This is a genomic window from Citrobacter sp. wls711 (assembly GCF_005281055.1).
GTDB lineage: Bacteria > Pseudomonadota > Gammaproteobacteria > Enterobacterales > Enterobacteriaceae > Citrobacter > Citrobacter gillenii.
This window is the reverse complement of sequence record NZ_SZXC01000027.1, coordinates 217,574-234,963: the sequence shown is the minus strand read 5'-3', so window position 1 is coordinate 234,963 and position 17,390 is coordinate 217,574. Positions and strand designations below refer to the sequence as shown.

Genomic DNA, 17,390 nt, shown 5'->3' with positions numbered 1-17,390 from the left:
TCACTCTCTCTCCATGTTCAGCGGGAAATGACAGGCATAGAGATGATTCTTTGCTCCGGTCAGTCGTGGGGTTTCAATGCACTCACGTTGAGCGTAAGGGCAGCGCGGCCCCAAACGGCACCCCATAGGTAACTGTTCCAATAACGGGATCGCACCAGGCATCGTATTCAGGCGGCTTTTATGCGGCATTGGGCTACCAAAATCAGGAATGGCGCGGATCAACGCTTGTGTATAAGGATGGTGAGGAATCGTCACCAAATCTTTACTTGGTGCGGTTTCCACCGTTTGTCCGCAGTACATTACGTTGATTTTATCCGCCCACTGGCTGAGCATTTGCAGGTCATGGCTGATCAGCAAAATGGTGGTATTGCTGTTTTGATTGAGCCGGGTTAGCAGACGGAAAATTTGCGCCTGAGTGGTGGGCTCCATCGCATTGGTCGGCTCATCGGCAATCAGCAAACGTGGCTGATTCGCCAGGGCAATGGCAATCATGACTTTCTGGCACTCGCCGTCCGTCAACTCATACGGGAAGCTGCGCATCGCATCTTTATGGTCTTTTATCCCGACGCGGTGCAGCAGTTCAATCGCGCGGCGTTTGCGCCAGCCAATGCGTTGCCACCAGCGCCCTTTATAGGTCCAGGCGGGAATGTTTTGCATCAGTTGTCGTCCGACGCGCTCAGACGGATCGAGACAGGACTGCGGTTCCTGAAAGATCATGGACACATTATGCCCGACCAGTTTGCGCCGCTCGCGGGCAGACAGTCGTAGCAGATCGATATCATCAAAGCGCATGCGGTCTGCGGTCACGCGCCAGTTGTCCTTCGCCACGCCGCAAATGGCCTTGGCGATCAGACTTTTACCGGAGCCAGATTCACCGACCAGCCCACGGATCTCGCCTTCATTGAGGGTCATACTGACGCGATCAACGGCCTTTACCCAGTCGTCACCGGTCCTGAACTCGATGGTCAGGTTACGAATATCCAGTAATGGCATTATTCCACCCCCGCGATAATTGCGCGGCGTACACCGTCACCTAACAGGTTTACCAGCAGCACGCTAATCATGATCGCCGCCCCGGGCAACATCACGGTCCATGGGGCAACGTAAATTAACTCCAGCGCGTCGCCCAGCATGGCTCCCCATTCCGGCGACGGAAGCTGTGCGCCGAGGTCGAGAAAGCCCAGTGCGGCAATATCCAGAATCGCCATCGACAAAGCGCGGGTGATCTCAGTGATAAGCCCAGCGGTAATATTGGGCAAAATCGCAAACCACAGAATGTTGAGCGTGGAGGCACCATCCAGACGGGCAGCAATGACATACTCTTTTTCCAGCTCGTCATGCACCATGCTATAGACAGAGCGCACCATGCGTGGCAACAGCGCCAGCCAGACGGCAAACATCGCGTGCGTCAGATGGGGGCCAGCAAACGCCACCACAATGATCGCCAGCAGCAGCGACGGGATCGAGAGCAGTGTATCGAGAATATGGTTCAACACTGCCGAGCGTAAACCGTGGGTTGCCCCGGCTAAAACCCCCAATACCAGACCACATATCGTGGCGGCGAGCGTGACAACAAATGCGCCGCCGACAGTGGGAGCTGCACCGCTCAGCAGGCGGCTTAATACGTCACGTCCCAGATCGTCGGTCCCAAGGAAGAATGACACCTCGCCATAGCGCGACCAGGAAGGCGGGAGCAGTTGATACCCCAGAAATTGCTGATCGATACCATAAGGCGCAAACCAGCCACCGAAAACACACAGTATGGCCAGTCCCGCACAGCCATACAGACCGACCATTGCAGACGCATCGCCATAAAAATTGCGCCACGCGGTACGCAGCGTGCCAGGCGGGCGCTTTTCGCTGTATACGCTATCGTAAGGCATACCATTCCTTATGTTTCAGAGGGTTAGCCATAGCACCCAAAATATCAGAAATCACGTTAACGATAATGACCAGTGAGCCAATCACCATCACGCCGGCTGAAATTGCGGCGTAATCCTGCTGGCGAATGGCGTTGATCAGCCAGCGGCCAAGGCCTGGCCAGCTAAAGACCATCTCGGTGATCATCGCCAGCGTCAGCATGGTGGAAAACTGGAGACCAAGTCGCGGGATCACCGGCGGCAGGGCATTATGCAGTACGTGGCGACGCAAAATGGTCAGCCGTGACAGGCCGCGAGTGGCCGCCGCTTTTACGTAATTTTGATCGAACACCTCGATGGTACTGATACGCATCAGGCGAATGACTTCGGTCGTTGGCGCAACGGAGAGCGTTAACACCGGCAGCACCATGTGGCGTATTGCGCTGACCAGCATTTCATCGCGCCACGGCGAGTCGGAAAGCCACGCGTCGACGATAGCAAGACCGGTGACGGGTTTGACTTCATAAAGCAGATCAAAACGACCAGACACGGGCAGCCACCCGAGCGTTAGCGAGAAGAACAGCGTCAGCAACAGTGCTAACCAAAAAACCGGGATGGAAAAACCCATCAGGGCAAAGGCACTAATGCATCGATCCGGCCATTTATTGCGTGTGATCCCCGCCAGCATGCCAATCGGGATACCGACCATTAGCGCAAAACCGAAGGCGAGAACGCACAATTCCATTGTGGCCGGGAACACTTCTTTCAACTGTTCCGAGATCAGTTGTCCGTTAATGCTGGATACACCGAAATCCCAGTGGATGAGGCCATTGAACCAGAATACCCACGCATTCCACAGCGACGCACCCTGCAGAGGAGCATGGGGGGTAAAATAACTCAGGCTGAACCCGATAAACGTCAGGAAGAACAGGGTGACCAGGAGCAGTAGAAAGCGACGCAGGGTAAAGATAATCATGGTTTTTTCACCTCATCTTTCTTTTCCCTGGATACGCCGGCAAAGGAGGCATTACCGAATGGGCTGAGTACCAGACCTTTGATGTCATAGCGATAGGCCTGCAAACGCAGTGAAGAGGCCAGCGGCAGGATGGGTAGCTCTCGTGCCAGGATCGTTTGCGCTTCGTCATAGGCATCAATGCGCGACGAGAGCTGCTGCGATGACAGCGCTTTGCGCAGAACGCTGTCAAACTCCGGATCACACCAATGGGCAAAGTTGGTCTGCGAGTTGATGGCGGCACAGCTAAGCAGCGGACGGAAAAAACTGTCAGGATCGTTACTGTCTGTCGCCCAACCGGACAACGTCAGATCATGGTTCATATCCATTAATCTCGCCTCCTGAAAACGACCTTCCACCGGAATAATCTTCACTTTCACGCCAACCTGCGCCATGTCCGCTTGAATAAGCTCGGCGGTTTTCAGCGGGCTGGGGTTCCAGGCCTGGGAGCTGGTTGGTACCCAAAGTTGTAACGTCAGATTCTCCAGCCCCAGCGCTTTTAACTGCTCGCGAGATTTTGCCGGATTGTATTCTGTAATTTTAGCTTCGTTGTCATACGCCCACGAGGCGCGCGGCAAAATAGATGCGGCGGTTTCTGCTGTACCGTAATAGATCGACTGCATCAGCCGCTGGTTGTTGATTGCCAGCGCCAGTGCATGACGCACGGCCGGGTTGTTCAACGGGGGTTTATTGGTATTGAAAGCCAGGTAAGCAATGTTCATCCCAGGGCGCAGCGTCAGGCGCAAACGTGGGTCATCACGTAAGATGCTGAGCTGACTGGCAGCAGGCCAGGCCAGCACGTCGCATTCACCGGTGAGCAGTTTCGATAAGCGCCCGGTTCCACCAGAACCGAGATCAACGACGACCTGCGGCATTAAGGGTTTCCCGCGCCAGAACGCGTCGTGACGCTGCAGGCGAATATATTGCCCGCCACGATTTTCCGAAAGCTGATACGGACCGGTACCGACAGGCTGTCGGTCCAGTAATTCCTTGCGATCCTGTTTTGCCAACTGAGAGGCATATTCTGCTGACATTACTGACGCATAATGCGTGGCCAGATGCCACAGGAAAGACGCATCCGGTTGAATCAGGCGAAATTCAACGGTATGGCTGTCCAGCTTGCGTACGCTTTGCACGTTATCGGCGAACTGGAGGCTATCAAAGTAGGGGAAGCTACTGCCGTTAACATTGTGCCACGGATGCTGGCGGTCAAAGATTCGCTCGAAGGTAAACACCACATCGTCTGCATTCAGTTTACGAGTAGGGGTGAACCAGGTGGTTTTTTGAAATGGCACGTCACGACGCAGGTGGAAGCGGTACGTTGCGCCGTTATCCAGCACTTCCCAGCTTTCGGCCAGTTCTGGCACCAGGCGATAGGTGTAAGGATCCACATCAAGCAGACGGTCATAAAGTTGGGCGGCAAGCGTGTCGACGATCAGTCCACTGCTCGCTTTTTGTGGGTTGAACGTATTGACCTGTCCGCTGACGCAATAGACAAAGCCGCTGTCACGAATATCAGCGTGCGTGGTCTGCTCAGGCGCGGCAGCAGCCTGACCACTCAGAAGTCCAGCCATCACAATCAGAGATGATAAAACCAGGCGCATAATTTTTAAGGTTTTTAGAGTCGATCTGCAAAGTGTATCGCACAACGGCCCGTCAGGTAAAAATGTCTGCAGGTAACTGGCGTAAATGTGTGCGATTCAGGTCAAGGAACCGCTAAATCTGATGTTTTTTGAGCAATGCCCGCAGCTGGTGGTAGGTCAGCCCGAGTAATTCTGCCGCCTTTTTCTGATTAAACTTTGCCTGCTGCAAGCTGGTTTGCAGAAATGCTTTTTCTTGTTGCTGCTGGAATTCACGTAGATCCAGCGGCAGTGTCACCGGCGCGGAGTGAGTTTCCTGCTCTTGAGGTTGTACGGTGTGGCGTTTGAAAGGGTCAATCACGACTTCATCCAGTGGAAATTCGCTGGTGCCGTGGCGGTAAACAGAGCGCTCGACGACGTTTTTCAGCTCACGAATATTGCCCGGCCAACGGTAGTGCAGCAGAGTATCCCTGGCCTGTGCGCTAAAGCCTGGAAACAGTGGTAAGCCAATTTCCCGGCACATTTGAATGGCAAAGTGCTCGGCCATTAGCATGATGTCGCTTTGACGCTCCCGCAACGGGGGAAGTTGCACCACATCGAAGGCCAGCCTGTCGAGCAGGTCCGCGCGAAACGTCCCTTCATTAACCATCCGCGGTAAATCGGCGTTGGTGGCGCAGACCAGGCGCACGTTAACCTGCAGCGGTTGGCTGCCGCCAACACGTTCGAGTTCCCCGTATTCAATCACCCGTAGCAGTTTTTCCTGTACCAGCATCGGGGCGGTGGCCAGTTCATCAAGAAACAGCGTCCCGCCATCAGCGCGTTCAAAGCGTCCGGGATGACGTTTTTGTGCGCCGGTAAAGGCGCCAGCTTCGTGACCGAACAGTTCTGAATCGAGTAAGTTTTCATTGAGCGCCGCGCAGTTCAGCGAAATAAACGGCCCTTGCCAGCGCGAAGAGAGGTAATGCAGGCGGTTAGCGATCAGCTCTTTGCCGGTGCCGCGCTCACCGATCACCAGTACCGGTTTATCCAGCGGCGCCAGCTGAGAAACTTGCTCAAGCACCTCGATGAAACTGTTGGCTTCGCCGAGGAGGTTGTCTTTGTATCCGGTCATGATGAAATTCACTATTTGTTAGTGTTATTCACCAATGTACCCTAATTTCGCTATCAGGTAAAATTAACTATTATTTTTATAATCAAGTAGTTATAAAGTTGGCACGCAATCTGCATTAATCCAGCAGCAGGGCATCGCCCGATATCAGAACTATCAGTGAGGATTACATTATGGGTATTTTTTCTCGTTTTGCCGACATCGTGAACGCCAACATCAATGCGTTGCTGGAAAAGGCTGAAGATCCGCAGAAGCTGGTGCGGTTAATGATTCAGGAAATGGAAGACACGTTGGTTGAGGTGCGTTCGAACTCGGCACGTGCGCTGGCGGAAAAGAAACAGCTATCCCGCCGTATTGAACAGGCCACCGCGCAACAGGTTGAGTGGCAGGAAAAAGCAGAACTGGCGCTGCGTAAAGAGAAAGAAGATTTGGCGCGATCTGCCTTAATTGAAAAGCAGAAGCTTACCGATCTGATCGCCTCGCTGGAACATGAAGTGACGCTGGTTGATGACACGCTGTCACGCATGAAAAAAGAGATTGGCGAGCTGGAAAATAAACTCAGCGAAACCCGTGCTCGTCAGCAGGCATTGACCCTGCGTCATCAGGCCGCCAGTTCTTCACGTGATGTTCGTCGTCAACTGGACAGCGGTAAGCTCGATGAAGCCATGGCGCGCTTTGAGTCTTTTGAGCGTCGTATCGACCATATGGAAGCTGAAGCTGAAAGCCATAACTTTGGTAAGCAAAAATCGCTGGATCAGCAATTCGCCGACCTGAAAGCGGATGATGAAATTAGCGAGCAGTTGGCGCAACTGAAAGCCAAAATGCAGCAAGACAAGCAATAATAATATCTGGCGGCGCCCGAACGCGCCGCCGCTCATCACCTGTAAGGAGTACTCATGAGCGCGCTATTTCTGGCCATCCCGTTAACCATCTTTGTGCTGTTTGTTTTACCGATTTGGTTATGGCTGCATTACAGCAACCGTTCCAGTCGTGGCGAATTGTCGCAGAACGAACAGCAGCGTTTAGTGGATCTGAACGCTGAAGCGCAGCGCATGCGTGAGCGTATTCAGACGCTGGAAGACATTCTGGATGCTGAACATCCTAACTGGAGGGACCGCTAATGGGAGGCGTTAACCTGAACAAAAAGTTGTGGCGTATTCCGCAGCAGGGCATGGTGAAGGGGGTCTGCGCAGGTATCGCGCAGTATCTCGACGTGCCGGTGAAGCTGGTACGGATTCTGGTAGTACTGTCGATTTTCTTCGGCCTGGCCTTTTTCACCCTGGTGGCCTATATCGTACTGACTTTTGTGCTGGATCCAATGCCGGACAATGTCGCAACCGGTGAACAGCAACCGTCCAGCGGGGAACTGTTGGATGCCGTCGACCGCGAACTGGCGGCCAGTGAAAATCGTTTGCGGGATATGGAGCGTTATGTGACGTCAGATACCTTCACATTGCGTAGCCGCTTCCGTCAACTGTGAGGAATGAGATGAACAATCGCTGGCAACGTGCCGGGCAGAGGGTAAAGCCTGGCGTTAAATTAGCAGGTAAGCTGGTTCTGTTTACGGCACTTCGCTACGGCCCGGCGGGCGTCGCCGGGTGGGCGGTAAAATCCGTCGCCCGTCGCCCGCTAAAAATGTTGCTGGTTTTGATGCTTGAACCTTTATTGAACAAGGTCGCCAAAAAAATATCCCGCCGTTATGGTCAGTGATAGTGCGCTCGCAATATTTTCTTAAGATCAGTTATATAGTGTTAGATGAAATTAGGTCATTTAACAGGACGATACTATGTTGAGAAAAGGGGTATTCGCGCTAGCGTTGCTCATCGGTATGCCGGTTTTTGCCGCGGAACATTGGATTGATGTCCGCGTACCTGAGCAATACCAGCAGGAGCATGTTCAGGGAGCCGTCAACATTCCCTTAAAAGATCTCAAAGCGCACATCGCGTCCGAGGTTCCGGATAAGACCGACACCGTGAAACTGTACTGTAATTCCGGGCGGCAATCGGGACAGGCGAAAGATATGCTTACCGAGATGGGATACATGCAGGTAACAAATGAAGGGGGGATCAAAAGCATTGATCTTCCGAAAGTAGAAAACAAATAATCGCGCAATGTACATCTATTTCGGGCGGCATTATTTTTTGTCGCCTGCTAGACCTCAGGTAGTTGATAAATAAGAATTACCCCCTATCTTTACTTCCTGTTTGTTATATTTCCTACGGTTCCTTCAGCATAACGGGATGGCGATGAAGCGACTCAAAAATGAACTCAATTCGCTGGTGAATCGCGGCGTGGACAGGCATCTGCGTCTGGCTGTCACCGGGCTTAGCCGCAGTGGTAAGACCGCGTTTATCACTGCGATGGTGAACCAATTACTCAATATTCATGCCGGCGCTCGTCTGCCGCTGCTCAGTGCGGTGCGCGAAGAGCGTCTGCTCGGCGTTAAACGGGTTCCACAACGCGACTTTGGCATTCCGCGCTTTACCTATGATGAAGGGCTGGCCCAGCTGTACGGCGCTCCGCCGACCTGGCCGACACCGACGCGCGGCGTGAGTGAGATTCGTCTGGCGCTGCGTTATAAGTCCAATGACTCATTGCTGCGCCACTTTAAAGACACCTCCACGTTATATCTGGAGATCGTCGATTATCCGGGCGAATGGCTGCTTGATTTGCCGATGCTGGCACAGGATTACCTGAGCTGGTCGCGGCAAATGACCGGATTATTGCAGGGCCAGCGGGCAGAATGGTCGGTAAAATGGCGGCAGTTAAGTCAGGGGTTAGATCCCTTAGCGCCCGCCGATGAAAATCGTCTGGCGGAGATTGCCGCCGCCTGGACGGATTATTTGCATCAGTGTAAGCAGCAGGGCCTGCATTTTATTCAGCCGGGGCGTTTTGTTCTGCCGGGCGATATGGCGGGCGCACCCGCGCTGCAGTTTTTCCCGTGGCCGGATGTTGACGCGTATGGCGAATCGAAACTGGCGCAGGCTGATAAACACACCAACGCTGGCATGCTGCGCGATCGGTTCAATTACTACTGCGAGAAAGTGGTGAAGGGGTTTTATAAGAATCACTTCCTGCGCTTTGACCGTCAGATTGTGCTGGTTGACTGCCTGCAACCGCTCAATAGCGGACCACAAGCGTTTAACGATATGCGTCTGGCGCTCACGCAGTTGATGCAAAGCTTCCATTATGGTCAGCGTACATTGTTCCGGCGGTTGTTCTCACCGGTGATCGACAAGTTACTGTTTGCCGCTACCAAAGCCGACCACGTGACGGTCGATCAGCATGCCAACATGGTGTCGCTACTGCAGCAACTGATCCAGGATGCCTGGCAAAATGCCGCCTTTGAAGGCATCAGCATGGATTGTCTGGGGCTGGCGTCGGTACAGGCCACTACCAGCGGATTGATCGATGTGAAAGGCGAGAAGATCCCGGCACTGCGGGGGAACCGCCTGAGCGACGGCGCGCCGCTAACCGTCTATCCGGGAGAGGTGCCAGCACGCTTACCGGGTCAGGCGTTTTGGGACAGTCAGGGCTTTCAGTTTGAAGCGTTTCGTCCGCAGGTCATGGATGTGGATAAGCCCTTACCGCACATTCGTCTTGATGCCGCGCTGGAGTTTTTAATAGGAGATAAATTGCGATGAGCGAGCCGTTAAAACCGCGTATCGATTTCTCAGGACCGTTGGACGTTGATCAACGTCCGGCTTTTAAAGCGCAGCAGATGTTCGACGATACGCAAGCGCAGACTTTTTCTCCGGCTCAGTTAGACGAGCCGCTGGCAGATGAAGGACAGGCCGAAGCGGTCATTGATGCTGCTTTACGTCCTAAGCGTAGTCTGTGGCGCAAAATGGTGATGAGCGGGCTGGCATTGTTTGGCGTCAGCGTGGTCGCACAGGGTGTGCAGTGGACGATGAATGCCTGGCAAACGCAGGACTGGGTTGCGCTGGGTGGCTGTGTCGCCGGAGCGCTGATTGTTGGCGCCGGTGTCGGTTCGGTGGCAACGGAGTGGCGTCGGCTGTGGCGTTTGCGCCAGCGCGCGCACGAGCGTGATGAAGCTCGGGATTTGTTGCATAGCCACGGCGCCGGCAAAGGGCGCGCGTTTTGTGAAAAGCTGGCACAGCAGGCGGGTATCGACCAGTCTCATCCGGCGCTACAGCGCTGGTATGCCTCTATACACGAAACGCAAAACGATCGTGAAGTGGTGAGCCTGTATGCTCATCTGGTGCAGCCGGTGCTGGATGCGCAGGCGCGGCGCGAAATCAGCCGCTCGGCGGCAGAATCTACGTTGATGATCGCCGTCAGCCCGCTGGCGCTGGTGGACATGGCATTTATCGCCTGGCGAAATCTGCGATTGATTAACCGTATTGCGACGCTATACGGCATCGAACTGGGCTATTACAGCCGCTTGCGCCTGTTCCGCCTGGTGCTGCTGAATATTGCCTTTGCCGGGGCCAGTGAACTGGTTCGCGAAGTCGGTATGGACTGGATGTCGCAGGATCTGGCCGCACGTTTATCCACGCGAGCTGCCCAGGGCATTGGCGCCGGATTGTTAACGGCGCGTCTGGGGATTAAAGCGATGGAACTGTGTCGTCCGCTGCCGTGGATTGACGATGATAAACCGCGTCTCGGTGATTTCCGTCGCCAGCTGATCACTCAGGTCAAAGAGACCGTACAAAAGAATAAACCTGCGCGTGAAAGCTGAGTAAAAATGGGCGCCGATTGTATAACTTTACGCCCCGGCGCCTAATTTTCCAGCGTGCTGTCAATATTTGTTGACAGAGTCCTTCCTGCTAACGAAATACTGGCTTATCATCTATCACATGATCCCTTGTTTAGGTGAAGGTTCCCATGCGTCTGGAAGTGTTTTGTGAAGACCGACTTGGTCTGACCCGCGAATTACTCGATTTACTGGTGCTTCGAGGCATTGACTTACGCGGTATCGAGATCGACCCCATCGGGCGAATCTACCTTAATTTTGCGGAACTGGAGTTCACCAACTTCAGCAGCCTGATGGCTGAAATCCGCCGTATTGCCGGTGTAACGGATGTGCGCACCGTGCCCTGGATGCCTTCTGAACGCGAACACCTGGCGCTGAGCGCGCTGCTTGAGGCGCTGCCTGAACCGGTCCTTTCACTGGACATGAAAAGCAAAGTGGAGATGGCGAACCCGGCGAGCTGCCAGCTTTTTGCCCACACGCAGGATCGTATGCGCAACCACACGGCGGCGCAACTCATCAATGGCTTTAACTTCCAGCGCTGGCTGGAGAGCAATCCGCAGGATTCCCACAGCGAGCATGTCGTCATTAATGGACAGAATTTCCTGATGGAAATAACCCCTGTCCATTTGCAGGGCGAAAATCAGGAACAGATGTTAACCGGCGCGGTGGTGATGCTGCGTTCCACCATCCGCATGGGGCGTCAGTTGCAAAACATGACCACCCAGGACCTGAGCGCCTTTAGCCAGATTATTGCCGTCAGTGCCAAAATGAAGCACGTGGTAGAACAGGCGCGTAAACTGGCCATGCTGAGCGCACCGCTGCTGATTACCGGCAATACCGGGACGGGGAAAGATCTGTTTGCCCATGCCTGCCATCTGGCAAGCCCGCGAGCGGCGAAACCTTATCTGGCGCTGAATTGTGCGTCGATCCCTGAAGATGCGGTAGAAAGCGAGCTGTTTGGTCATGCGGGGGAAGGTAAAAAAGGTTTCTTTGAGCAGGCTAACGGTGGTTCAGTACTGTTGGATGAAATTGGCGAAATGTCGCCGAGCATGCAGACCAAATTGCTGCGTTTTCTTAATGACGGGACCTTCCGCCGCGTCGGCGAAGATCATGAGGTTCACGTTGATGTCCGTGTGATTTGCGCCACGCAAAAAAATCTGGTGGAGCTGGTACAGAAAGGTTTGTTCCGCGAAGATCTCTATTATCGGCTGAATGTACTGACGCTCAACCTGCCGCCGCTGCGCGATTGTCCGCAAGACATTATGCCGCTCACCGAGCTGTTTGTGGCGCGTTTTGCCGACGAACAGGGCGTGCCGCGCCCGAAACTGTCCGCCGATCTCAGTACGGTGTTAACCCGCTACGGTTGGCCGGGTAACGTGCGCCAGTTGAAAAATGCTATCTACCGGGCATTAACCCAGCTTGAAGGGTACGAACTGCGGCCACAGGATATCTTATTACCGGATTATGATGCGGCGACGGTAGCTGTGGGGGAAGAGGTGATGGAAGGGTCGCTGGATGAAATTACCAGCCGCTTCGAGCGCTCTGTCCTGACGCAGCTGTATATTAATTATCCCAGTACGCGCAAACTGGCCAAACGACTTGGCGTTTCGCACACCGCTATCGCCAATAAGTTACGTGAATACGGTCTGAGTCAGCAGAAAAAAAGCGAAGAGTAATACGTAGATGAAAAAGCCTCCGAATGGAGGCTTTTTGCTTTAGGGCGACTTAGGCTTTCAGTACGTCCAGAGCGGCAGCATAGTCTGGCTCGTTGGTGATTTCATTCACCAGCTGGCTGAAAATGACGTTGTCATTCTCGTCGATAACCACCACGGCACGCGCGGCCAGGCCCTTCAGTGGGCCTTCGGCGATTTCAACGCCGTAGTTTTTCAGGAATTCCGCGTTACGCAGGGTGGACAGAGTGATCACGTTGCTCAGACCTTCCGCGCCACAAAAGCGAGAATGGGCGAATGGCAGGTCGGCTGAAATACACAGTACGACAGTATTGTCGATTTCTGTCGCCAGTTGGTTAAACTTACGTACCGATGCCGCACAGACGCCGGTATCGATGCTTGGGAAAATATTCAGCACTTTGCGCTTGCCGGCAAACTGGCCCAGCGTAACGTCAGACAGGTCTTTAGCCACAAGGGTAAAAGCCTGCGCTTTGCTACCTGCCTGAGGAATGGAGCCAGCAACGGCAACCGGGTTGCCCTGGAAATGAACGGTTTGTGACATGGTTATCTTCCTGTTTACATATAGTTAACGTCGAGGTTAGTTTATGCCATCAACAGTTAACACGGCAAACGCTATTTGCGGATATCCACTTCCGGGACTGCATAAGGAAAACAAATGAGAACAGTGAAGGTATATGAGGAAGCCTGGCCGTTACACACCCCGTTTGTCATTGCCCGTGGCAGCAGGACCGAAGCGCACGTGGTGGTGGTCGAACTGGAAGAAAACGGCGTGAAGGGGATCGGCGAGTGTACGCCTTATCCTCGCTATGGCGAGAGCGATGCCTCGGTACTGGCGCAAATTATGGGTATCACCCCACAGCTGGAAAACGGACTGACGCGCGAAGATTTACAAAAGCTACTGCCTGCCGGTGCCGCACGTAATGCTGTCGACTGCGCGCTTTGGGATTTAAGTGCCCGGCAACAGCAGCAAACCCTGGTGGAGCAGGTCGGTGTCGAACTCGATGCAACGGTAACGACGGCTCAGACGGTGGTGATCGGCACGCCGGAACAGATGGCGGCAAGCGCTGCCGCCCTGTGGGAGAACGGGGCGACGCTGCTGAAAGTCAAACTGGATGCGCGCTTAATCAGCGAACGTATGGTCGCTATTCGTTCGGTTGTTCCTGATGCAACGTTGATTGTTGATGCCAATGAGTCCTGGCGTGCCGAAGGTCTGGCCGCACGCTGTCAGCTGCTGGCTGACTTAGGTGTTGCCATGCTGGAACAGCCGCTGCCTGCTCAGGACGATGCCGCGCTGGAGAATTTTGTGCATCCGCTGCCCATCTGCGCGGATGAAAGCTGCCATACCCGCAGTAGCCTGAAAGCGTTGCACGGACGCTATGAGATGGTGAACATTAAGCTGGATAAAACCGGTGGCCTGACGGAAGCACTGGCGCTGGCGACCGAAGCCCGAGAACAGGGTTTTGCATTGATGCTGGGATGCATGCTGTGCACATCGCGCGCGATTAACGCCGCCTTGCCGCTGACGCCGCAGGTCTGCTTTGCCGATCTCGACGGCCCGACCTGGCTTGCGAACGATGTGCAGCCCGCCCTGCATTTTACGACCGGGCAACTCCATCTTTAGGGTGCCAGCGCAGCAAATTGGACATCGCCAGCAGGTATTTTTCGCTGGCTTCATCTGAAGATATGGGCGGGAACTCTGCGGTAATGCAGTGTAGGTTCAGGTCGGCACACCAGCTACCAAATGATCCCGGCGTTTCATAACCCACGCTGGTGACGAGGGGGAGTTCAAACCCTCGCGCCAGCCACTCGCCCAGTTCGCTGTGCCTCGGATCTTCAATACAGGCCAGCGGGTCGTGAAATGAGACCACCCAGGCGGGATGAATGCGGTGAATCAACTGACACAGTGCCTGGGTTTCCGGTTCGGAACCCGGATGATCCCCCGTCAACAGCACCACATCGCGTTCTTCTGCACTACTGTTCCAGCGATAGACAGTTTCACCTGCTTTCCAGTTTGCTGCCGGGAAATTACGATTGAGATCAACCCCGTTAGCATTGGCGCGCAGGCCGAGCTGACACCCGTCAGGGTTTACCGCCAGTACCACGTGGTGACGGCGCAGGGAAGGGGTAAGCGTACGCAAGGCGCAGGACAGCGTGACAATTGATGCGTTTTCGTCACCGTGGGTACCCGCCAGAATGAGTCCACTATCATGATCGGCTGCCGGCGCGGGAAACCAAATTAACGGGGCACCTAAGAGTGAACGTCCGTAATGTTCGGTTCCTGGCGGAAATGCGCCGCGCTCGGCACGGGGACGGGTAACGGTCATAGTCATCTCTGAATGCATAAATTGTTATTCGCAGTGTTGTGCAAAATGTATGGATAATCAAATCGTTTTCACACACTTATCTTTTCAGGTGTAATATCACTTTCTTGTCCGAAGTTAATTGCATTTCCTGCTGGCGATACAAATAATTACACATTCACTTAATGGTCAGATTTGAGGGTATCTTATGCGGCATTCTGTTCCAGTAACCTGTTGTGCGCTGTTGGTTAGCAGCATTTCCTTGTCCTGGGCTGCGGATGTACCCAGCGGTACGGTACTGGCAGAGAAACAAGAACTGGTGCGTCATATCAAAGATGAACCGGCCTCGCTCGATCCGGCCAAGGCTGTGGGGTTACCAGAAATTCAGGTCATTCGTGATTTATTTGAAGGGCTGGTTAACCAAAACGAAAAGGGCGAAATTGTGCCTGGCGTTGCCACCCAGTGGAAGAGTAACGATAACCGTGTCTGGACGTTTACGCTGCGTGATAATGCCAAATGGGCCGACGGTACGCCGGTAACGGCACAAGATTTTGTTTACAGCTGGCAGCGTCTGGTTGATCCGAAAACACTGTCTCCGTTTGCCTGGTTCGCGGCGCTAGCCGGGATCAATAATGCGCAGTCGATTATCGATGGTAAAGCCACTCCCGATACGCTGGGCGTTAGCGCGGTAGATGCCCGCACCTTAAGAATTCAGCTGGATAAACCGCTGCCGTGGTTTGCGAATTTAACGGCTAACTTTGCGTTTTATCCGGTACAGAAAGCCAATGTTGAAAGTGGTAAAGAGTGGACGAGACCGGGTCATTTAATCGGTAACGGCGCGTATGTATTAAAAGACCGCGTGGTTAACGAAAAATTGGTGGTGGTACCAAATACGCACTATTGGGATAACGCTAACACCGTGCTGCAAAAAGTCACTTTCCTGCCGATTAACCAGGAATCTGCGGCAACAAAACGTTATCTGGCTGGCGATATTGATATTACGGAATCCTTCCCGAAGAACATGTATCAGAAACTACTGAAGGATATTCCGGGACAGGTTTATACGCCGCCGCAGCTCGGCACCTATTATTATGCGTTTAACACCCAGAAAGGTCCAACGGCTGATTCACGCGTGCGTCTGGCGCTCAGCATGACTATCGATCGTCGTCTGATGGCGGAAAAAGTCCTCGGAACCGGCGAAAAACCGGCCTGGCATTTTACCCCGGATGTCACGGCGGGATTTACGCCTGAACCTTCACCGTTTGAGCAAATGAGTCAGGAAGAGCTGAACGCGCAGGCGAAGACGCTGCTGCGTGCGGCGGGCTATGGACCGCAAAAACCGCTAAATCTGACGCTGTTGTATAATACGTCAGAAAACCATCAGAAGATTGCCATCGCCGTCGCGTCAATGTGGAAAAAAAACCTGGGCGTTGATGTGAAGTTGCAAAACCAGGAGTGGAAAACCTACATCGACAGTCGTAATACCGGTAATTTCGATGTTATCCGTGCTTCCTGGGTGGGGGATTACAATGAGCCATCTACCTTCCTGTCGTTATTAACCTCGACTCACACGGGCAATATTTCGCGGTTTACTAATCCCGCGTACGATAAAGTGTTGACCCAGGCCACGATGGAAAGCACCGAAAAAGCCCGTAATGCGGACTATAATGCGGCAGAAAAAATACTGATGGAGCAGGCGCCAATTGCTCCGATTTATCAGTACACCAATGGTCGTTTAATTAAGCCATGGCTGAAGGGGTATCCGATTACCAACCCTGAAGATGTGGCATACAGCCGCAGCATGTATATTGAGAAGCATTAAATCTGGTATCGGCTGGGGAATTTTCGTGCCAGCCTTTTCCTGTTACTCCGGGGGCTGGTGCTCCCGGCAAATTAGCATTGAATCATCTTTACTCAACACCTCTTTCGTCAGATTACAAAATCCCTGACCCTTTATTTTTTGGTGAAACCGACAGCTATGGCACAGACCAAAGCCTGGCACATTGTGGGTCCGCTGAATTTCTCTTAGTAGTTCGAACAACAGTTCTTTTAGCTGCGTCGCGCGTTCACCCATTGCCGATTCGCCTGCCACTAAAAATGTGGGGGGAAGCAGCGCATCCAGTAAGGTGTTGGCTGACCCAGTTAACTGCAGATGAACGCTGCGTTTATCGCGATCATCCTGCTTGCGCACGATCAACCCTTTGGTTTCCAGAAGCTTAAGCGACTGGGATACCGTACCTTTGGTGAGACCGAGGTAATCCGTCACGCCGAGCGGCGTATTGGAATAGCGGTTGCAGCGCGCCAGATACATTAACGCGCTGAGCTGTACTGGTTGCAGATCCGACAGTAATGGATGCTGGCGAAACCACATCCGCATCAGGCTAGAAAGCCTGTCCATAACGTCGAAAAGTGACATATCGTGCATTACAAAATCCTCCTCGGCATAGAGTATCGACTAAAAACTATATTGACAAAGTCTAAATCTCTCGTAGTATGAATTATGGTATCGAATCGATACTATAATTCACAGGAGAGGTATTATGAGCAAAGCCCGGTTTTATCATGCTGGTTGCCCGGTGTGCGTATCCGCAGAACAAACGCTGCTACAACATCTGTCCCCTGATGTGGAGGTTGATGTCATTCACCTGGGAGAACAGCCTGCTCGGGTGGCAGAGGCTGAGTTGGCTGGCGTGAAGTCTGTTCCGGCGTTGGTCATCGATGGCAATGTGCTGCATATCAACTTCGGCGCACCTATCGAAGCCTTGAAATAACACAAGCGTTCGGGGCGTTGCATTGGCAATTTCCCGAACATCCGATCGAATGCTCAGGGACCGTTATGTATTCCACAGAAAAGTATCACCCTGTTGATTGTGACCTTCATGATTACCTGGAGATCGCCTGCATATACCGCTATATGCTGCGTATTGTGCTCACCGACGGCACAGTCTTTGATGCCAGAGCCGTGACGACACGAACAACGGCAGGTAAAGAGGAGTATTTGGTGGTTGAAAGGCAGGAAAGTCCGCAAAACATTCGTCTGGATTACCTGTCAGCCATCACCGCGTTAACGGCAGGGGCGAAATTTAGCACTGTGCTATTTGCCTCTGTGACTCGTTGACGTCA

Annotated in this window: 20 protein-coding genes; 12 read left to right on the top strand and 8 right to left on the bottom strand. The window is 53.4% G+C overall.

Annotated features, from left to right (window positions below):
• From sapD to pspF, 5 genes are all read right to left on the bottom strand, one after another.
• A complete protein-coding gene (gene sapD, locus FDW98_RS13625; protein WP_096756843.1) occupies positions 1-993 on the bottom strand; it encodes a peptide ABC transporter ATP-binding protein SapD in 993 nt (330 codons plus the stop codon).
• Complete coding sequence (sapC, locus tag FDW98_RS13620) at positions 993-1,883, bottom strand: peptide ABC transporter permease SapC (protein ID WP_096756844.1); 891 nt, start codon at positions 1,881-1,883, stop codon at positions 993-995. The genes sapD and sapC overlap by 1 nt, the downstream gene beginning before the upstream one ends.
• Positions 1,870-2,835, bottom strand: a complete 966-nt coding sequence (sapB, locus tag FDW98_RS13615; RefSeq protein ID WP_096756886.1) for a peptide ABC transporter permease SapB — start codon at positions 2,833-2,835, stop codon at positions 1,870-1,872. Before sapB ends, sapC begins: the two co-directional genes overlap by 14 nt.
• Positions 2,832-4,475 (bottom strand): ABC transporter substrate-binding protein SapA, encoded by a 1,644-nt coding sequence (gene sapA / locus FDW98_RS13610; protein ID WP_096756887.1) that lies wholly within the window; start codon positions 4,473-4,475, stop codon positions 2,832-2,834. The genes sapB and sapA overlap by 4 nt, the downstream gene beginning before the upstream one ends.
• Before the next feature lie 112 nt (positions 4,476-4,587).
• Complete coding sequence (gene pspF, locus FDW98_RS13605) at positions 4,588-5,562, bottom strand: phage shock protein operon transcriptional activator (protein WP_096756888.1); 975 nt, start codon at positions 5,560-5,562, stop codon at positions 4,588-4,590.
• 170 nt (positions 5,563-5,732) lie between these two features.
• On the opposite strand from pspF, the gene pspA reads away from it, so the two are divergent.
• From pspA to tyrR, 8 genes are all read left to right on the top strand, one after another.
• Positions 5,733-6,401 carry a phage shock protein PspA gene (gene pspA, locus FDW98_RS13600; protein ID WP_096756889.1) on the top strand — a complete coding sequence of 223 codons (669 nt, stop codon included), beginning with the start codon at positions 5,733-5,735 and terminating at the stop codon, positions 6,399-6,401.
• Positions 6,402-6,455: 54 nt separating this feature from the next.
• Positions 6,456-6,680 carry an envelope stress response membrane protein PspB gene (gene pspB, locus FDW98_RS13595; protein WP_096756890.1) on the top strand — a complete coding sequence of 75 codons (225 nt, stop codon included), beginning with the start codon at positions 6,456-6,458 and terminating at the stop codon, positions 6,678-6,680.
• Positions 6,680-7,039 (top strand): envelope stress response membrane protein PspC, encoded by a 360-nt coding sequence (gene pspC / locus FDW98_RS13590; protein WP_096756891.1) that lies wholly within the window; start codon positions 6,680-6,682, stop codon positions 7,037-7,039. Before pspB ends, pspC begins: the two co-directional genes overlap by 1 nt.
• A gap of 8 nt (positions 7,040-7,047) precedes the next feature.
• Positions 7,048-7,269: a phage shock protein PspD gene (gene pspD / locus FDW98_RS13585; RefSeq protein ID WP_096756892.1), complete on the top strand. Its 222-nt coding sequence runs from the start codon at positions 7,048-7,050 to the stop codon at positions 7,267-7,269.
• 76 nt (positions 7,270-7,345) lie between these two features.
• Entirely contained in the window at positions 7,346-7,663 is a 318-nt protein-coding gene (pspE, locus tag FDW98_RS13580; RefSeq protein WP_096756893.1) for a thiosulfate sulfurtransferase PspE, read from the top strand.
• A gap of 142 nt (positions 7,664-7,805) precedes the next feature.
• A complete protein-coding gene (locus FDW98_RS13575; protein WP_096759391.1) occupies positions 7,806-9,203 on the top strand; it encodes a YcjX family protein in 1,398 nt (465 codons plus the stop codon).
• A complete protein-coding gene (locus FDW98_RS13570) occupies positions 9,200-10,261 on the top strand; it encodes a YcjF family protein (RefSeq protein WP_096756894.1) in 1,062 nt (353 codons plus the stop codon). The genes FDW98_RS13575 and FDW98_RS13570 overlap by 4 nt, the downstream gene beginning before the upstream one ends.
• Before the next feature lie 146 nt (positions 10,262-10,407).
• Complete coding sequence (tyrR, locus tag FDW98_RS13565) at positions 10,408-11,952, top strand: transcriptional regulator TyrR (protein WP_096756895.1); 1,545 nt, start codon at positions 10,408-10,410, stop codon at positions 11,950-11,952.
• 49 nt (positions 11,953-12,001) lie between these two features.
• On the opposite strand, the gene tpx is transcribed toward tyrR, so the two are convergent.
• A complete protein-coding gene (gene tpx / locus FDW98_RS13560; RefSeq protein WP_096756896.1) occupies positions 12,002-12,508 on the bottom strand; it encodes a thiol peroxidase in 507 nt (168 codons plus the stop codon).
• Between the two features lie 114 nt (positions 12,509-12,622).
• On the opposite strand from tpx, the gene ycjG reads away from it, so the two are divergent.
• Complete coding sequence (ycjG, locus tag FDW98_RS13555) at positions 12,623-13,588, top strand: L-Ala-D/L-Glu epimerase (protein ID WP_096756897.1); 966 nt, start codon at positions 12,623-12,625, stop codon at positions 13,586-13,588.
• Here the strand turns inward: ycjG and mpaA are convergent.
• Positions 13,563-14,291, bottom strand: coding sequence for a murein tripeptide amidase MpaA (gene mpaA, locus FDW98_RS13550; protein ID WP_096756898.1), 729 nt, complete (start codon positions 14,289-14,291; stop codon positions 13,563-13,565). The genes ycjG and mpaA overlap by 26 nt on opposite strands.
• Before the next feature lie 184 nt (positions 14,292-14,475).
• Here mpaA and mppA point away from each other — a divergent pair, with 184 nt between their 5' ends.
• Positions 14,476-16,089 (top strand): murein tripeptide ABC transporter substrate-binding protein MppA, encoded by a 1,614-nt coding sequence (mppA, locus tag FDW98_RS13545; protein WP_096756899.1) that lies wholly within the window; start codon positions 14,476-14,478, stop codon positions 16,087-16,089.
• A 42-nt stretch (positions 16,090-16,131) separates the two neighbouring features.
• Here the strand turns inward: mppA and FDW98_RS13540 are convergent, their stop codons facing one another.
• Positions 16,132-16,692, bottom strand: coding sequence for a MarR family winged helix-turn-helix transcriptional regulator (locus FDW98_RS13540; protein WP_096756900.1), 561 nt, complete (start codon positions 16,690-16,692; stop codon positions 16,132-16,134).
• A gap of 115 nt (positions 16,693-16,807) precedes the next feature.
• Between FDW98_RS13540 and FDW98_RS13535 the strand changes: the two genes are divergently transcribed.
• Together FDW98_RS13535 and FDW98_RS13530 are read left to right on the top strand one after the other, a co-directional pair.
• Positions 16,808-17,038, top strand: a complete 231-nt coding sequence (locus FDW98_RS13535) for a glutaredoxin domain-containing protein (RefSeq protein WP_096756901.1) — start codon at positions 16,808-16,810, stop codon at positions 17,036-17,038.
• A gap of 65 nt (positions 17,039-17,103) precedes the next feature.
• Positions 17,104-17,385, top strand: a complete 282-nt coding sequence (locus FDW98_RS13530) for a Rho-binding antiterminator (protein WP_096756902.1) — start codon at positions 17,104-17,106, stop codon at positions 17,383-17,385.
• Positions 17,386-17,390: the final 5 nt, after the last annotated feature.

What these genes read in the sequence shown, in the direction of transcription:
- sapD (WP_096756843.1), bottom strand. Translation starts at nt 993, where the DNA reads ATGCCATTACTGGATATTCGTAACCTGACCATCGAGTTCAGGACCGGT.
- sapC (WP_096756844.1), bottom strand. Translation starts at nt 1,883, where the DNA reads ATGCCTTACGATAGCGTATACAGCGAAAAGCGCCCGCCTGGCACGCTG.
- sapB (WP_096756886.1), bottom strand. Translation starts at nt 2,835, where the DNA reads ATGATTATCTTTACCCTGCGTCGCTTTCTACTGCTCCTGGTCACCCTG.
- sapA (WP_096756887.1), bottom strand. Translation starts at nt 4,475, where the DNA reads ATGCGCCTGGTTTTATCATCTCTGATTGTGATGGCTGGACTTCTGAGT.
- pspF (WP_096756888.1), bottom strand. Translation starts at nt 5,562, where the DNA reads ATGACCGGATACAAAGACAACCTCCTCGGCGAAGCCAACAGTTTCATC.
- pspA (WP_096756889.1), top strand. Translation starts at nt 5,733, where the DNA reads ATGGGTATTTTTTCTCGTTTTGCCGACATCGTGAACGCCAACATCAAT.
- pspB (WP_096756890.1), top strand. Translation starts at nt 6,456, where the DNA reads ATGAGCGCGCTATTTCTGGCCATCCCGTTAACCATCTTTGTGCTGTTT.
- pspC (WP_096756891.1), top strand. Translation starts at nt 6,680, where the DNA reads ATGGGAGGCGTTAACCTGAACAAAAAGTTGTGGCGTATTCCGCAGCAG.
- pspD (WP_096756892.1), top strand. Translation starts at nt 7,048, where the DNA reads ATGAACAATCGCTGGCAACGTGCCGGGCAGAGGGTAAAGCCTGGCGTT.
- pspE (WP_096756893.1), top strand. Translation starts at nt 7,346, where the DNA reads ATGTTGAGAAAAGGGGTATTCGCGCTAGCGTTGCTCATCGGTATGCCG.
- FDW98_RS13575 (WP_096759391.1), top strand. Translation starts at nt 7,806, where the DNA reads ATGAAGCGACTCAAAAATGAACTCAATTCGCTGGTGAATCGCGGCGTG.
- FDW98_RS13570 (WP_096756894.1), top strand. Translation starts at nt 9,200, where the DNA reads ATGAGCGAGCCGTTAAAACCGCGTATCGATTTCTCAGGACCGTTGGAC.
- tyrR (WP_096756895.1), top strand. Translation starts at nt 10,408, where the DNA reads ATGCGTCTGGAAGTGTTTTGTGAAGACCGACTTGGTCTGACCCGCGAA.
- tpx (WP_096756896.1), bottom strand. Translation starts at nt 12,508, where the DNA reads ATGTCACAAACCGTTCATTTCCAGGGCAACCCGGTTGCCGTTGCTGGC.
- ycjG (WP_096756897.1), top strand. Translation starts at nt 12,623, where the DNA reads ATGAGAACAGTGAAGGTATATGAGGAAGCCTGGCCGTTACACACCCCG.
- mpaA (WP_096756898.1), bottom strand. Translation starts at nt 14,291, where the DNA reads ATGACCGTTACCCGTCCCCGTGCCGAGCGCGGCGCATTTCCGCCAGGA.
- mppA (WP_096756899.1), top strand. Translation starts at nt 14,476, where the DNA reads ATGCGGCATTCTGTTCCAGTAACCTGTTGTGCGCTGTTGGTTAGCAGC.
- FDW98_RS13540 (WP_096756900.1), bottom strand. Translation starts at nt 16,692, where the DNA reads ATGCACGATATGTCACTTTTCGACGTTATGGACAGGCTTTCTAGCCTG.
- FDW98_RS13535 (WP_096756901.1), top strand. Translation starts at nt 16,808, where the DNA reads ATGAGCAAAGCCCGGTTTTATCATGCTGGTTGCCCGGTGTGCGTATCC.
- FDW98_RS13530 (WP_096756902.1), top strand. Translation starts at nt 17,104, where the DNA reads ATGTATTCCACAGAAAAGTATCACCCTGTTGATTGTGACCTTCATGAT.